General features: G+C 46.9%; 17 protein-coding genes and 1 pseudogene. 5 read left to right on the top strand and 13 right to left on the bottom strand.

What is annotated here, in order from left to right:
• Positions 1 to 142 precede the first annotated feature (142 nt).
• A complete protein-coding gene (locus AD710_RS10220) occupies positions 143 to 460 on the top strand; it encodes a thioredoxin family protein (RefSeq protein WP_016937180.1) in 318 nt (105 codons plus the stop codon).
• On the opposite strand, the gene AD710_RS10215 is transcribed toward AD710_RS10220, so the two are convergent.
• On the bottom strand, positions 457 to 1,350 hold the full coding sequence (locus AD710_RS10215) for a cation diffusion facilitator family transporter (RefSeq protein ID WP_047476314.1): 894 nt from the start codon (positions 1,348 to 1,350) through the stop codon (positions 457 to 459). The genes AD710_RS10220 and AD710_RS10215 overlap by 4 nt on opposite strands.
• 216 nt (positions 1,351 to 1,566) lie before the next feature.
• Between AD710_RS10215 and AD710_RS10210 the strand changes: the two are divergent.
• Positions 1,567 to 1,741: pseudogene (locus tag AD710_RS10210) on the top strand (Fur-regulated basic protein FbpA); the annotation flags it as partial.
• On the top strand, positions 1,734 to 1,880 hold the full coding sequence (fbpB, locus tag AD710_RS19100; RefSeq protein ID WP_003156206.1) for a Fur-regulated basic protein FbpB: 147 nt from the start codon (positions 1,734 to 1,736) through the stop codon (positions 1,878 to 1,880). The pseudogene AD710_RS10210 and the gene fbpB, both read left to right, overlap by 8 nt.
• A 25-nt stretch (positions 1,881 to 1,905) precedes the next feature.
• Here fbpB and AD710_RS10205 read toward each other — a convergent pair whose 3' ends face one another.
• The 8 genes from AD710_RS10205 to AD710_RS10170 form a co-directional block, all read right to left on the bottom strand.
• Positions 1,906 to 3,051: an acyl-CoA dehydrogenase family protein gene (locus AD710_RS10205; protein WP_049627926.1), complete on the bottom strand. Its 1,146-nt coding sequence runs from the start codon at positions 3,049 to 3,051 to the stop codon at positions 1,906 to 1,908.
• A 114-nt stretch (positions 3,052 to 3,165) separates the two neighbouring features.
• Positions 3,166 to 3,501 (bottom strand): hypothetical protein, encoded by a 336-nt coding sequence (locus tag AD710_RS10200; RefSeq protein ID WP_049627925.1) that lies wholly within the window; start codon positions 3,499 to 3,501, stop codon positions 3,166 to 3,168.
• Positions 3,502 to 3,595: 94 nt separating this feature from the next.
• Positions 3,596 to 4,336 (bottom strand): ABC transporter permease, encoded by a 741-nt coding sequence (locus tag AD710_RS10195; RefSeq protein ID WP_095242095.1) that lies wholly within the window; start codon positions 4,334 to 4,336, stop codon positions 3,596 to 3,598.
• A 19-nt stretch (positions 4,337 to 4,355) separates the two neighbouring features.
• Complete coding sequence (locus AD710_RS10190) at positions 4,356 to 5,282, bottom strand: ABC transporter ATP-binding protein (RefSeq protein ID WP_047476307.1); 927 nt, start codon at positions 5,280 to 5,282, stop codon at positions 4,356 to 4,358.
• 99 nt (positions 5,283 to 5,381) lie between these two features.
• Positions 5,382 to 6,431 (bottom strand): AI-2E family transporter, encoded by a 1,050-nt coding sequence (locus AD710_RS10185; RefSeq protein ID WP_049627924.1) that lies wholly within the window; start codon positions 6,429 to 6,431, stop codon positions 5,382 to 5,384.
• Between the two features lie 185 nt (positions 6,432 to 6,616).
• Entirely contained in the window at positions 6,617 to 7,873 is a 1,257-nt protein-coding gene (gene dctP, locus AD710_RS10180; protein WP_047476305.1) for a C4-dicarboxylate transporter DctP, read from the bottom strand.
• A gap of 108 nt (positions 7,874 to 7,981) precedes the next feature.
• On the bottom strand, positions 7,982 to 8,653 hold the full coding sequence (locus AD710_RS10175) for a response regulator (protein WP_049627923.1): 672 nt from the start codon (positions 8,651 to 8,653) through the stop codon (positions 7,982 to 7,984).
• Positions 8,628 to 10,250, bottom strand: a complete 1,623-nt coding sequence (locus AD710_RS10170; RefSeq protein WP_016937190.1) for a two-component system sensor histidine kinase DctS — start codon at positions 10,248 to 10,250, stop codon at positions 8,628 to 8,630. Before AD710_RS10170 ends, AD710_RS10175 begins: the two co-directional genes overlap by 26 nt.
• Before the next feature lie 80 nt (positions 10,251 to 10,330).
• Here AD710_RS10170 and AD710_RS10165 point away from each other — a divergent pair, with 80 nt between their 5' ends.
• Both AD710_RS10165 and AD710_RS10160 read left to right on the top strand, forming a co-directional pair.
• Positions 10,331 to 11,383: a TRAP transporter substrate-binding protein gene (locus AD710_RS10165; protein WP_049627922.1), complete on the top strand. Its 1,053-nt coding sequence runs from the start codon at positions 10,331 to 10,333 to the stop codon at positions 11,381 to 11,383.
• Between the two features lie 82 nt (positions 11,384 to 11,465).
• Positions 11,466 to 12,287 carry a manganese catalase gene (locus AD710_RS10160; protein WP_049627921.1) on the top strand — a complete coding sequence of 274 codons (822 nt, stop codon included), beginning with the start codon at positions 11,466 to 11,468 and terminating at the stop codon, positions 12,285 to 12,287.
• 24 nt (positions 12,288 to 12,311) lie between these two features.
• On the opposite strand, the gene AD710_RS10155 is transcribed toward AD710_RS10160, so the two are convergent.
• The 4 genes from AD710_RS10155 to AD710_RS10140 form a co-directional block, all read right to left on the bottom strand.
• Complete coding sequence (locus AD710_RS10155) at positions 12,312 to 12,671, bottom strand: YdbC family protein (RefSeq protein ID WP_049627920.1); 360 nt, start codon at positions 12,669 to 12,671, stop codon at positions 12,312 to 12,314.
• Positions 12,665 to 13,006 carry a cupin domain-containing protein gene (locus tag AD710_RS10150; RefSeq protein ID WP_047476297.1) on the bottom strand — a complete coding sequence of 114 codons (342 nt, stop codon included), beginning with the start codon at positions 13,004 to 13,006 and terminating at the stop codon, positions 12,665 to 12,667. Before AD710_RS10150 ends, AD710_RS10155 begins: the two co-directional genes overlap by 7 nt.
• Positions 13,007 to 13,139: 133 nt before the next feature.
• Positions 13,140 to 13,511, bottom strand: a complete 372-nt coding sequence (gene gsiB, locus AD710_RS10145) for a glucose starvation-inducible protein GsiB (protein WP_003156229.1) — start codon at positions 13,509 to 13,511, stop codon at positions 13,140 to 13,142.
• 100 nt (positions 13,512 to 13,611) lie between these two features.
• Entirely contained in the window at positions 13,612 to 14,418 is an 807-nt protein-coding gene (locus AD710_RS10140) for an EcsC family protein (RefSeq protein ID WP_029575266.1), read from the bottom strand.
• Positions 14,419 to 14,443 lie beyond the last annotated feature (25 nt).

Below are 14,443 nucleotides of genomic sequence, written 5' to 3'. Positions count from 1 at the left end.
CCCACAGCAATTCATCTTTACTATCTTATCATTTTCATCAGAAAATGATCTAATTATTTTTGGGCATTCTGAATATGAAAGCATTTGTATGTAATTCCTTTTTATTTTATATTAAAATGGCATGGAAAAGGAGATGTGTCATATGAAAAAAATCAGTACAACAGAACAATTTAATGAACTTATTCAATCCGACAAGGAAATCATCGTGAAATTTTTCGCTGACTGGTGCCCTGACTGCACGCGCATGAATATGTTCATCGGCGATATTTTGGAAGAATATAATCAAAATGATTGGTATGAGCTGAACAGAGACGAACTCCCTGAGCTTGCCGACAAATATCAAGTGATGGGCATCCCGAGCCTTCTGGTCTTTAAAGACGGTGAAAAGAAAGCGCATCTGCACAGCGCAAACGCGAAAACTCCGGAAGAAGTCACAGAGTTTTTATCACAGCATATTTAATTCGTTTCGTGATCTTTGTTTATGACTTCAGGCTCTACATGAACATGGACATGAGTCACATCATGTTCATGTTTTATTGCACATTCGACCTCATCGGCTACTTCATGGCCTTCTTTCACAGACAGTCCCGGATCTACCGTAATGACCATTTCCACATGAACCGTGCTTCCCAAATACCTTGCTTTCACATCCTTCAGCCTGCTGACTTCTTTTATTTCTTTCACCGTATGTTTGTACGGTTCCAAATCTTTCAAGTCAAATCCGTCCGTCAATGAGTGGGAAGCATCTTTGAAGATGTCCCATGCTGTCTTACAGATGATGATCCCGATCAGAAAAGCAATGACCGGATCAATCCACGGCAGATGAAAGCGGGCCGTTATGACACCTATAAACGCCCCAATACTGACATATGCGTCAGATCGGCTGTCTTTCGCCGCCGCATGAAGCGCCGAACTTTTGATCCGATTTGCAAGACGGCTGTTATATACATACATGCCGTACATGACGATCGCGCTTCCGAGCGCCGTCCATGCCGCAATGTAGCTCGGCTCGGCCTCCGTTCCGCTGACAACCGCCTTCGCCCCACCGATCAGCACTTCAATCCCGACCGCCATCATAATAAAAGACGCAATTAGTGAAGAAATTGTTTCAGCCCGATAATGTCCGTAGGCATGATCGCTGTCCGCGGGGCGCTGGGAAATCCGGAGCCCGATCAGCACAGCAAGAGATGCGACAATATCCGTGGCATTATTTAACCCGTCCGCTCTGAGCGCTTCGGAATGATAAATAAGACCGATCGCCAATTTGACGGCGGCAAGGATGAGGTATGCGGCGATATTCAGAATCGCGCCTTTCTCGCCCCGTTTTAAATTTGCCGTTTGATCATTCATGTAAGGACTCCTCCATTCTCATTCATAGTATGGATGGAAAAGCAGAAAAATAGCAGCTTTGATATGCCGGAAATGCAATCAATTCGACAGCATTATTCCCCGGGAAACTTTTTGTCGAAAAATTGGCGGTATTTTCTCTTTACATATGAATAGGCTCATTGTATACTTTCATTAACTGATAATGATTCTCAATATCATTTGATTAGGAGGGTAATCATGAGATCTTCTCCTCAACTCAGATCATCATTCGAAGGACGTAAAAAACATCTGATCCATTTGCTGATCAGTAACGGAATATACAAGAAGTCGGAACGGCACTTATATGAATTATCGCTTGGAGAGTTAGAAAGCGAATATCAAATATGTAAGGAAGGTGCGGGCTCATGGCGAAACGGAAAATAAAAACATACGAACAGCTGATAAAAGAAAACAAGGCGGCCATTATGAATAATCAAAAGCTGATGAATGTCATTTATGACAGAATCGACCGCAAGCATCAAAAATTGCTCCGGCACAACAGCCATACATAAAAAGAGCCTATTTCAGGCTCTTTTTTTATTGCTCAAAGGCTTCCGCCGCTAATTTGCCGATTACCGCATCGTCCATCGGCGGGTTGTGAAGGCCGGCGCGGACGTCACGGTAATACCGCTGAAGCGGGTTGTTTCGCTCCAGGCTTTTCGCGCCAGTGATTCTCATGGCTTTATCAACAACGGAAAGGACGGCATTTGTCACAATATGTTTTGCCGCGCCGAGTTCGCTTTTGATGAAAGGGCGGCGTTTCGGGTCATCATACATTTGCGCCGCCGTGAAAAGAAACTGTCTCGCTTTTAACAATTCAAGCTCCATTTCCCCGACCCGCTGCTGAACGGCCGGCACGTCTTTAATCGGTCCGTTCAGGCTGTTCGGCGAATATTCGGATGCAAACCGGACGGCATAGTCCCTTGCTGCTTGAGCGATACCCAAATAAGCAGCGGGAATGTGAAGCAGCCAGCCATTCACTTTCGCCGCTCTCGGCCCGCTGATAAGCTCCACGAGCCGCTCGTCACTGACCGTGACATCATTTAAAATGAGGTCGTGGCTTCCGGTCGCCTTCATGGCGATCATATCCCACGTTTCTTCGACTGAAACGCCTGCCTGATCTTTATGAATGAGAAAAACACCGGTCGTTTGTTTTTCTTCAATCCATGCCGTCACAAGCATATAATCCAAAGTCAGCGAAAGGGTTGTAAAAGTTTTTCGGCCGCTCAGCACCCATTGTCCGTTCTTTTTGACAGCAGAGGTGCCGGGTCTTCCCCCTCTCGTCGGGCTGCCGGTCTGCCGTTCAGTCGCTGCCCGGTTCAGGACGGCTCCCTTTTTCACCTCTTCTGTGATAAAAGAAAAGACATCTTCATTCCAGCTGTTTTCTTCTCCGAGCTCTCCCATGACAGATAAATGCCAGCCGATTCCGAGAGCAACAGCCGCGTCTCCCCGGGCCAGCCGTTCCTGAAACAGCACCATATCATAAACGGAAATGCCTGCACCGCCGAAGGCCTCAGGTACCGTTAACGCCGTATATCCCGCGTCCCGCAGTCTTTCAATTTTCTCCGCGGGAAAACGGCCCTCCTCGTCATCAAGCGCGGCTGTTTTTTGAAATTCGTCTGCAAGCAGGCCGATTTTTCCCATCCATTCTCTCTGCCGTTCGTTCTGTATCCATAAAGACACTGGAATCCCCCCATTATAATTCCGATAAAGTTAATAAGTATTATAGAGATTCAAGTCCCGTTTCGCAACTGTAAGGCTGTACAAAAAAACACGCTATTCCATAGAATAGCGCGTTCAGACTGCTTCCGGGCCGCGGTCCTGCTTGAGCCCGAGATAAATCAGCATATATGTGAGGTAACCCATCGTCATCACCAGCCCGCCAAAGAAAAAGCTTGAGAATATCGGCTCCTCAAACGCGGTAACCGCCGCAAGCATGATCCAGCTTGCATACAGGTAGATGATGAAATAACGGAATCCCGTCTTCATTTTATATAAGAGAAACAGACCCACTGTAGAAAACAATCCCAGCGCAAGCCTGAAATAAACAAGATGTTCGAATTGGAACATGAATGACACAAAGGAAAAACCAAGCAATAACACAATCGGTAATGCGGTAATAAAATTTCTCAAGTGAGCACCTCCGTCATTACCTTTATTATAAATCAAAATAGCATAAATTATTGATTTATCGTGATCTTTTTCACAAAAATGTCATTCCTTTACTTTAGACCCGAACATCGCGTTTGCAAAAGCTCCACCAAGCGACGGCTAAGAAGAAGACGATATGGATAATGATAATGCCTGTCGAAAATAACGGCGTCATTCCCGCAAACAGCGGTTTCGCCCCGCTCATGTATTGCGTCAGGTCCGTATTCGCGAACAGCAGGAAGCTTCCCCATTTGTTTTGGAAGACTGACATAATCGTCACAAGTGATTTCGCGCCGTACAGGACGATAAATGACAGAATGACGGCCGTTGCGCTGTTACGGAATAAGGAAGAGCACAGCAATCCGAAGCATGCCATCGCAAATGCCTCGACCCAGTTCGTGCCGATTACTTTCAGTGTGTTCACAAGAAGCGTCCCTGATTCAGATGTCACCGACACTCCGAAGAAAGCCATGCCGAACAGCAGAGACAGAATATAGTACGCCGCATACAGGTACAAGCTGACCAAAAATACGGTAATGAGTTTAGATATAAAAATCCGCTCCCGTTTTACCGGACGGATTAACAAAAATTTAATTGTTTTCTTATCAAATTCAGCTGAAATAATCGTCGCCGCAATGACGATCGTTAATGCTTCAAGCAGAATATTGAGCCCGGGTGCGTACGCCATATAGCCGATGAAATTCTCGTCCGTTCCGGAGCTGATGACAAGCCGTTTAATGACGAGCGCCATAATAAACTGAAGAACGGCCATCAAAATCAGCGCCACTAATGAGACTTTACGATTAAAGAGTTTCATATGCTCATTCACTGTCAATTTAAACATTCGTCTCCCCCTCCTCTTGAAGCGCCGTCGTCACTTTCATGAATTCATCCTCAAGCGATTCCGCATACGGCATGATGGAATACACGAGAAAGTCTTGTCCGACGAGCGCCCGGTTTAATTCCGGGATGTCCTTCTTCGCTACGGTGACGGTAATGCCCCCGCCGTTTTTCTCCGGAGCAAACTGCTGTTGGGACAGCCATTCGAATGCTTCGTCAGCAGGCTGTATGTCGAGGACGGCTTTTTCTTCTTTTTCCGCTGCGCCTCGCAGAACGACCTCTGTTTTGATTTCACCTTTTTGAATGATGATGACACGGTCGCAAAGGTCCTCCACTTCACGCAATAAATGCGTCGCAAAAAGGATGCTCGTCCCTTCAAGCTCCGCGAGCTCTTTTAAGTGATCGCGAAAATCTTTCATTCCGCCGGGATCAAGCCCGTTTGTCGGTTCATCTAAAATGAGCAGATTCGGACGGTGAAGAATGGCCTGTGCAATCCCGAGACGCTGACGCATGCCGAGGGAATACGTTTTAACTTTGTCGTGAACGGCATTTGCGAGCCCGACCCGCTCGATGACTTCCTGAAGCCTGTCCTCTTTGATGTTTTTGTGCATGTTGGCAAAGTGCTTCAGGTTTTCCCATCCCGTCAGATACGGGTAGAATTCAGGGTTTTCCACGATCGCGCCGACGGACTCCAACGCTTTTTCGAACTCAGTATCGTGCTGAAAGCCGTTAATTGTAATCGTGCCGCTGTTTTTCTTTAAAAGACCGACGATGATTCGGATCAGTGTGGTTTTTCCCGACCCGTTCGGACCGAGCAAACCGATGATCTCGCCCTGCCTGACATCCATGCTGATGTTTTTTAAAATGTGCTTTTTGCCTATTGTTTTGTCAAGGCCTTCAATATGTAAAATCGGCTCAGTCATACAGCCTTCCTCCTTTTTCAAAAAAAATAAACAGTGCCCATACATAAGGCACTGTCTGCATTATAACATTTGTCATTTATTCGTGAAGAGCCGGGGCTGTTACGTCTTCTCCGGCCCCGATCCGGATTTTTCTTTCTCTTCATTATTGACGACATCCAGAATATCCAGAAGGAACACAAAAATCGGAATCCCGATAATCAGGCCCCAAATGCCGAAGAAATGTTCCGAGAAAATCAAAACCGTAAAGGTAAAAAAGATCGGAAGTTCCGTTTTCGCTGACATCAGTTTCGGATTGAGGAAGTACGTCTCAATCGCATGAATGACGAAAATGACCAATACGATGTAGATGACGTACGCAGCGCCGCCCGTCGTATACGCGATGATACTGAGCGGGATGAGCGAAATCACCACACCCGCCACGGGAATGAGCCCGAGGAAAAAGACCATGATGGACAGGCCGAAAAGCTGCGGAAAATGCAGAATGGCCAATGCGATGAAGGTGAGGATACAGTTCACCAGCGCAATAATAAATTGGGCTTCAATCACTTTGCCGAATGTTCTCGCAAACTTGCTGCCGAAAAAAGCAAGTTCATAGTAAAAGACAGACAGCTTGCTGTGCTGAAATTTTTTCATGAATTCCGTGAGCCGCTTTTTCTCGAACAGGAAAAACATGCTGAGAATCAGTGACATCACGACCTGCAAACCGAAAGTGCTGATATCGGCCAAGTATGTATACAGTACATTAAATCCTTCTTTTACATAAGAACCGATATTAATGTCACCGAACACGCTCGATATTTCATCATAAAACGGGATGACATCGGGATGATACGCGATATGCTTGATCTGCTTAATCAGCTGTTCAATCTGCTTGGCAACAATCGGGTAGAAGACAAAACCTCCCACAGTCGCTCCGACAGCCAGCGCAATATATAAAATGGTGATGACCACCCTCTGACTGATACGGAAAAAATGGTTCAACACGTGCCGGATGACAGTCTCCAGCCGATCCATCAGAAAAGTAAAAATAAACGTAAGCAAAATCAAATTAATCATACTTCGGAATACAACTAACACCCCAGTCAAAACAAGAAAAACGGAAAAACGTCTGACACCCGGATGCTGAAAAAATTTAAAAATAGCCGCCATTTATACACTCCTGCTAGGACAAAAAGCCCTTAGATTTCATCTTTCACTCTCTAATTGTAAATTATATAACAAAATGACGCTAAGGTCTTTGTCCACCTCCTAATAAATTTAAACAAATTTATCTTTTTTACTCATGGCAGACAAAAAAAAGAACGGCATGCCGGATGCATGCCGTTCCTCCCGTCTTATACCGCCGTTTTCATTTCTTTTACGGCCTGTGTGCTTTTTGCTTCGTCAAACTCATTTTCGCTCTTGGCTACGATGATGGTGGCGATTCCGTTTCCGATCAGATTGACGATCGCCCTTCCTTCACTCATAAAGCGGTCAACACCGAGGAGCAGCGCAAGCCCCTCCAGCGGGATCACCTGGAGCGCCGACAAAGTGGAGGCGAGCACGATAAATCCGCTTCCGGTTACGCCCGCCGCGCCTTTTGATGTCAGCATTAACACGAGAATGATCGTAACCTGCTGACCGATGGAAAGGTCAACGCCGAACACCTGCGCCAGAAAAACCGTCGCCATGGACAGGTAAATCGAGGTGCCGTCCAGATTAAAGGAATATCCCGTCGGAATCACAAGACCGACAACCGATTTGGAGCAGCCGTAGCGCTCCATTTTATCCATCATCCGCGGCAGGACGGACTCAGAAGAGCTTGTGCCGAGAACGATGAGCAGTTCATCTTTAATAAACCGGAGATAGTTCCACAAACTGAAACCGAAAAGCTTGCAAATGATATTCAAAGCGACAAATACAAACAGGAACATTGTAACGTATACAGACAGCATCAGACTCGCCAGCGGCTTGATGGAATCAAGTCCGAAGTGCCCGATCGTATAGGCCATGGCCCCAAATGCGCCGATCGGCGCCGCACGCATGATGTAGCCGATGATCTTGAAAAAGACGTGCGACAGTTTATCGAAGAAATCAATAATGCTTTTGCCTCTTTCACCGAGCGCTGCCAAGCCGACTCCGAATAAAACAGAAAAGAATAAAACCTGAAGAATGTCACCTTTCGCAAAAGCGTCAACCATGTTTGACGGAACGATGTGAGTGATAAATTCAATCCAATCAATTCCCTGTCCCCCGTTTTGCGTGTACTGAGAGACATCCCCTTTTTCAAGCTTGCTGTAATCAAGCCCCTCACCGGGTTTCATGATATTGACGACCAGAAGTCCGATAATAAGGGCGATGGTGGTCACGACTTCAAAATAAATAAATGCTTTTCCCCCGACTTTGCCGACTTTTTTCATATCTCCCATCTTGGCGATGCCAAGCACGATCGTCAGGAATATGATCGGTGCGATAATCATTTTTACCGCATTGATAAATGTATCGCCGAGCGGTTTCATCTGTTTCCCGGCCTCAGGCCATACAAGCCCGACGATGACGCCGATGATGACCGCCGTGATGACTTGCACCGTGAGATTTTTGAATATTTTCATCCCTGCTCCCCCTTGCCTCTCGCTGTGTCTATGCTGAAATGATAGCGTTTTCAAACGAAGAGGGGAAGCTTATGTTCATAACGGACATTTTGGTCTTTTTGGTCTCGGCTAACGGACGAATTTATAGCGGTTAACCGGCCGGCCCACTCCCCCGTACTGAATGTCGAGCTTAATCTGACCGTCTTTCTCAAGAAAATCAAGATAGCGCCGCGCCGTCACTCTGGCGATTCCGAGCGCTTTGGCGGCTTCTTCAGCTGAAAGCGGCTCCGTCTGCCGTTTCATATAGGTTATAATTTCATTCATCGTAAAATGATTTAACCCCTTCGGCAGATCCCGGGACGGATTTTGCGGAATTTTAAGCAGCGCGTCAAGCTGGTCTTGCGACATGGTGTCATGCTGTTCCATTTTCCGTTTATATTGTTTAAAGTTTTCGAGTGCCTGTCTCATCCGCTCCAGCTTAAACGGCTTCAAAATATAGTCGGCCGCGCCGTTTTGCAGCATAAGCTGGATCGTTTCTTTGTCTTTTGCAGCCGAGACAATGATGACGTCCACTTCGAGCTTTTGTTTTCTGATTTCCTGAAGCGTTTTAATTCCGTCTTTTTTCGGCATGTACACGTCTAATACCACGAGTTCGGGCCGAAGATCTTTTATAAGCCTGATTCCCTCGTCTCCGTCAGCTGCCGTGGCAATGACGCTGAATCCTGAAACGCCGCTGATAAATTCTTTATTCACCTCCTGCACCATCGGATCATCTTCAATAAGCAGCACCTTGATGTCCATCTATCGATTCCTCCCCCTTCATCGGAAATAAAATAGAAAATGCCGTTCCCTGTCCCTGCCGTGTGTCGACTTCAATGATGCCCATCCCTTTGTCGACGATCTGTTTGACGAGGTACAAGCCGTATCCCGTGCCGCCCGTTTTATTGACGGTAAACCCTTTTTCATAAATGTGCGGGATATGCTCATCTGAAATCCCGCTTCCATTGTCTTCTATTAATATCGCAAGCACTTCTTCATTTTGCTCGATACTGATGTCAATGTGTTTGTCCTCCGTGTCGGCTGTTTCGAATGCGCCGAACGCGTTTTCGATTAAATTGCCGAGCAGGACGACGATATCATGCTGGTCCACATGCACCGGAAATTGTGAAAAGCTGCTGTTTTCATCAATTTTCACAGAAATGCCGAGCTCTTTGCCTCTTTTGATTTTGCTCAACAGAAGCCCCGCCGCGGCGTCATTTTGAATGGCCTGATGAAGGAATTCTGTGACGCTTTCTTGTTCTGATGATGCCTTGAAAGCAAGCTGGAGCGCTTTTTCTGATTTTCCGAGCTGAATCAGCCCCGCGATGGTGTGAAGCTTGTTCATGTGTTCATGGTTTTGGACTCTGAGCGCATCGACAAAATTCTTCACACCTGTCAGTTCTTCAGCCATTTTCGCCGCTTCCGTCCTGTCCTGGAATATGGCGACGGCGCCGATGACCTTCTTTTTCATAACGATCGGAATTCTGCTGCTCATGATCACCTTTCCGCTGACTTGGATTTCTTCGTTATATACAGCCCGGTTCCGCTCGACGATCTCCGGGAGCCGCGAATCTTTTAACACGTCCCAGATCAGCCTGCCGTCGGTCTCTTGTCTGACATTGAATATTTGCTTCGCTTTTTCATTAAAAATGGTGATGTGATGCTGGTTATCAATGGCGATGACACCTTCATTCATTGAGTGAAACGTAGCGGTCCGTTCTTCATACATTCTCACGATCTCATGGGGCTCCAGCCAAAACATCTGTTTTTTGATGTGGCGTGCCAGCAAAAAGGAGCCGGCCAGTCCGAAACCGAGCGCCAGCAGAACGATAAAGAGAATGTCATGTTTCAGCTGAAGAAGGATTTCACCAAAGCCGGGCAGCGTTTTACCGGCAAGGACGACGCCGATCTGATTCAGATCCCGATCTTTTATCGGATAAAAAGCGCGGACGGCAGTGCCGATTTCTCCCTTTGCTTCGGAAAAATAAATGTGCTCGGCAAACGCCGCGGCTTCGTCTTCACCTCTTGAACGCTTCCCGATCATCGTGCTGACGGGATGTGAATAACGGATATGGTCCATATCCATGACGACGATGTAGTCCGCTTCATTGATGATCCTTATTTCTTCGACCGCATGGCGCACGTCTTCCCTCTGCTTTTTCTGCTCCAGGGCGCGTTTGACATCGGTCATCTCAGATACCGTCCGTGCGGTATTCATCAGCCGTTTTTTCAGCTCGCGCTCCTCTGTATGCTGAATATTTCCGATCAGCACGATACCGACGATCAAAAAGGTAAAAAGCACGACGATATAAGAAAGTATGGTGATTTTCCAGCGGATGGTGAGCTTTTTTTTCGTCATTGGCCTCTTCCTTTCCGTCTCTTTACGAAAACGGCCCGCCCGATTATGCTTGTTATAGAAAATGGCGGAGGGGGTTTTCGATGAAAAGCTTGCTGACGTGTCTCAGCCTGATGGTACTCGGTATCGGAACCGCTTTATTCATCGGCTTTCATGATCGTTTCCCAACGGATGAACCGTATTATGATGACGAACAGGAAGGCCTGAAAGATCAAATGGTTTTCAAATTCAGCCATGTCGTTGCTGAAAACACGCCTAAAGGGCGGGCGGCGAATAAATTCGCCGATCTGGTCTATCAAAAGTCAGGCGGGACCATTAAAGTAGAGGTGTTTCCAAACGGGAGCCTCTATTCAGATAATGAAGAAATAAACGCCCTCCAAAACGGGGACGTGCAATTCATCGCTCCCTCCACCTCAAAGCTCGGATTACTGTCGCCCGAATGGGGTGTTTTGGATCTGCCGTACGCGTTTACAAACTATAAAGCCGTACAAGAAGGCCTAAACGGCAAAATCGGGACTCGCCTGTTCGCTTCTTTAGAAAAGCATCATTTGAAAGGCCTGGCATACTGGACGAACGGATTTAAGCAGCTCACGTCAAATAAAGGGCCGATCTTCACTCCGGATGACTTGAAAGGACAGGCGCTCAGGATCATGCCGAGCAGCGTGATCGAAGACCAATTCCGCCTGCTCGGCGCGCACCCGCGGCAGGATTCGTTTAATTCCACGTTTCAGCTCTTGGAAAGCAATCTCGTAGACGGAGAGGAAAATACGATTTCAAATATCTATTCTAAAAAATTTTATAATGTTCAAGATTATTTGACAATCAGCAATCACGGATACCTCGGTTATGCCGTGATGACCGACGAACATTTCTGGAATTCACAGACGGAAAAAACGAGAACTATCTTAACGGAGGCGATGAAAGAAACAACGGAATGGAACGAAGCCTCTGCTGAGAAAATGAATAAAGATCAGCTTGAAGAAATCAAGAAGAATTCATCCATCAATATTCACGTGCTGACGAAAGCGGAAAAGAAAAAGTGGATGAAACGCCTCGATCCGGTTTACGGACAATATGAACAGGTGATCGGCCGCGGGCTTGTGCAAGATTTGTTATCTTTGCGGCGCGATCCTTAGCAGGACCAATACGCCCATCTCCGTTTCATCCCGTTTCCTGATGGGGAAGTAAATAGGGACAAATAAAAAAGGAGATGGAGACATGTTTACACATACGAAAAAACTGCAGCATCCGGCTAAACCGGATCGTCCTGACCCGCTGTTCGCAAAAAAGATGCAGGAAATCTTGGGCGGACAGTACGGGGAAATATCCGTCGCCATGCAATATTTGTTCCAAGGCTGGAATACACGGGGCAATGAAAAATATAAAGATCTCCTGATGGATACCGCGACGGAAGAAATCGGCCATGTCGAAATGATCGCGACAATGATTGCGAGACTGTTAGAAGATGCCCCGCTGGCGGAGCAGGAAAAAGCGGCTGATGATCCGGTCATCGGGTCCATTTTAGGCGGCATGAATCCGCATCATGCGATCGTCTCAGGACTGGGCGCCATGCCGGAGAGCAGCACGGGCGTTCCTTGGAGCGCAGGCTATATCGTCGCAAGCGGAAACCTCCTGGCAGACTTCCGCGCCAATCTGAACGCCGAATCACAAGGAAGGCTTCAAGTCGCACGCCTGTATGAAATGACCGATGATAAAGGCGTGAAAGATATGCTCAGCTTTTTATTGGCCCGCGACACCATGCATCAAAACCAATGGCTTGCGGCCATTAAAGAATTAGAAGCACAGGAAGGCCCGATCGTTCCTTCCACTTTCCCGAAGGCGCTGGAAAAGCAGTCATTCTCGCATAAACTTATCCATTTCTCAGATGGAGCAGAAAGCGCTGAACAAAATTGGCTGAAAGACAATGCGCCGGACGGCGAACCTTTTGAGTACGAAAAGGAACCGAAAGCGCACGGCGAAATAGCGAAGCTGGATCCCGTCCCGCCTTATGTCCACAACACGCTTCCCGGACGAAAATAAAAAAGCCCTCTAAAGGGGCTTTTTTTATGTGCGCACAACTGTCCAATCCGGTTCGTATCGGATGTCCGGGTGATGTAACAGCTCGTGAATGAAAGGTTCATCCTCTTCGTACAGCATTACTTTTATTGAAAGAATCGCAGCCTTCTGCTCGTTTTCTTCGTATATGCGGTCATGTTCGTTCTCCATAAAATGATCATAGGCCTGTCTGTTCTCCCAAACGCTGATGATCTCTGCGATGAACAGACCGCCTGCCTTTTTCCGCCAGCCGCCGGCCTGTTTGACGAAGCCATTTACACGTGATAATGCTCCCCACCGTGACTGTGCTTGCGAAAATGCTTCAGCGTTTGCAGCGTCTATTTCACATACAATCTTTTTGATCAGCACGGCAGCTCCTCTGTGATGACTGTTTTCGCATGCGTATGCTCGACACAAAGATTCACGGTTCTGACGTATGAGCGTGTACGGTGAATCGTGCCTTTCGGGATGAGCAGGCTGTCATTTGCTTTGAGCACTGCAGTTTCTTTGTCCTTAAAATCGATCAGCAGCTCACCTTCAAGAACAATGAACCATTCATCTGAGTCAGGGTGATGGTGCCAGTCATATTCTCCCGTAAACACTGCGAGGCGCACACAGTGGTCATTGATCTCCGCGATTGAAAAATTGTCGTGTTTTTCTTTGACTTTATTGGCGATGGCGAGTAAATTTTGCATTTCAAACACGAGTGAAAACTCCTTTTTTCATTTATTGTACCGCAACGCAGGCCCAGATCAATATTTTCCCAAAATAAAAAGCGATCCAGCTGATGCGCCGGATCGCTTTTGATCTGCAAGTTGTCTGCCTTTTATGCTTTTATTAGCTGCTTCGTCTGTTTCCGCCTTTTTGGCCGATTTCTTTATAAAACTCTTTGTCATGATTTTTGCTTGTAGCTTCTCCGCCTTTTTGGCCGATTTCTTGATAGAATTCCTTGTCATGGTTATTGCTTGTGGCTTCTCCGCCTTTTTCACCGATTTCCTGATAGAATTCTTTGTCGTGATTTTTGCTTGTGGCTTCTCCGCCTTTTTCACCGATTTCCTGATAGAATTCTTTGTCGTGATTTTTGCTTGTGGCTTCTCCGCCTTTTTGACCAATTTCCTGATAGAATTCTTTGTCATGGTTATTGCTTGTAGCTTCTCCGCCTTTTTTACCTGCTTCTTCTCTGCTCATTTTGTTATTATCTTGTGCCATTTTTGAATTCCTCCTTTAATTGGTGTTGGTTGTTGGTTTCCCGATTTCAGAACTGCTAAACAAAGAAAACACATTGAATGTGTTTTCGGGTGATTTTTTATCATTCTGCATCCTTCAGCCGGCTTAGAATCCGGCGTTTTTTATAAAGCATGATGCCTGTTTCCGCGATGCTTTCTAAAGCTGAACGGTTGGCGGATGCGCCAAAGATGATGCCTGCGGCCGGAACCATTTGCAGCAGTTTTTTCGCAGCGAACGTATCGCGGTAGCTGTAAACGACTTCCCGCCAGCCCTGTATCTGCGAGGCAACGCGCTGATAGGTGCGGTCGTTTTGATCATATTGCCGTAAATCCTGCAGGATCGCTTTTTTTCCGATGACGTCACTCGATACCAGCTGAAGCAATTTGACGATAAACACGCGTTCTTTTTTGTCTTTCGGGTCAAAGCCGTAGGCAATCGCGATATCCTGCAGTGTCTTTAAAGACAGACCGAGCATCGCCGGGATGTCTGCCGCAAGCGTAAACACGCCGCCGACTCCCGTTGCGGCTCCCTGCACCGTCGCGGCCTTTACACTTGTGCGCGCCATGGCTTCTGCGATTTCGTCCATGACGGCAAGCGGCGCATTGCGAATGTCGTGAAGCGTTTGACATGTTCCGTGCGGAAGCCGTTTTTGAAACTTTTTCATGATGCGCTTTTCTGATGTAAGATACTGTCCGCCTGACTGAATAAACGTTCCCGTTTCATCGAGTATGCGTCCGATTTTCCGCTGAATAAATTGCGGTGTCAGCTTGTCCAAAAGCTGAAACGGCAAGCGGGTGAATGTTTGCCAGAACATCACCCTCTGCTGCGCCTTTTCCCATTTTTGAATGTCTCTCAATTGTCTTTCCAGGTCTGTCCGCTCTTCTGTCACCCGTCCTGCACGTCCTTTCTGAATT

The sequence above is a fragment of the Bacillus sp. JFL15 genome (assembly GCF_001184225.1).
Classification (GTDB): domain Bacteria; phylum Bacillota; class Bacilli; order Bacillales; family Bacillaceae; genus Bacillus; species Bacillus siamensis.
This window is presented reverse-complemented; position numbering and strand designations above follow the sequence as displayed.

What these genes read in the sequence shown, in the direction of transcription:
- AD710_RS10190 (WP_047476307.1), bottom strand. Translation starts at nt 5,282, where the DNA reads ATGACTGAGCCGATTTTACATATTGAAGGCCTTGACAAAACAATAGGC.
- AD710_RS10220 (WP_016937180.1), top strand. Translation starts at nt 143, where the DNA reads ATGAAAAAAATCAGTACAACAGAACAATTTAATGAACTTATTCAATCC.
- fbpB (WP_003156206.1), top strand. Translation starts at nt 1,734, where the DNA reads ATGGCGAAACGGAAAATAAAAACATACGAACAGCTGATAAAAGAAAAC.
- dctP (WP_047476305.1), bottom strand. Translation starts at nt 7,873, where the DNA reads ATGAAAATATTCAAAAATCTCACGGTGCAAGTCATCACGGCGGTCATC.
- AD710_RS10165 (WP_049627922.1), top strand. Translation starts at nt 10,331, where the DNA reads ATGAAAAGCTTGCTGACGTGTCTCAGCCTGATGGTACTCGGTATCGGA.
- gsiB (WP_003156229.1), bottom strand. Translation starts at nt 13,511, where the DNA reads ATGGCACAAGATAATAACAAAATGAGCAGAGAAGAAGCAGGTAAAAAA.
- AD710_RS10160 (WP_049627921.1), top strand. Translation starts at nt 11,466, where the DNA reads ATGTTTACACATACGAAAAAACTGCAGCATCCGGCTAAACCGGATCGT.
- AD710_RS10175 (WP_049627923.1), bottom strand. Translation starts at nt 8,653, where the DNA reads ATGGACATCAAGGTGCTGCTTATTGAAGATGATCCGATGGTGCAGGAG.
- AD710_RS10195 (WP_095242095.1), bottom strand. Translation starts at nt 4,336, where the DNA reads ATGAAACTCTTTAATCGTAAAGTCTCATTAGTGGCGCTGATTTTGATG.
- AD710_RS10215 (WP_047476314.1), bottom strand. Translation starts at nt 1,350, where the DNA reads ATGAATGATCAAACGGCAAATTTAAAACGGGGCGAGAAAGGCGCGATT.
- AD710_RS10170 (WP_016937190.1), bottom strand. Translation starts at nt 10,250, where the DNA reads ATGACGAAAAAAAAGCTCACCATCCGCTGGAAAATCACCATACTTTCT.
- AD710_RS10185 (WP_049627924.1), bottom strand. Translation starts at nt 6,431, where the DNA reads ATGGCGGCTATTTTTAAATTTTTTCAGCATCCGGGTGTCAGACGTTTT.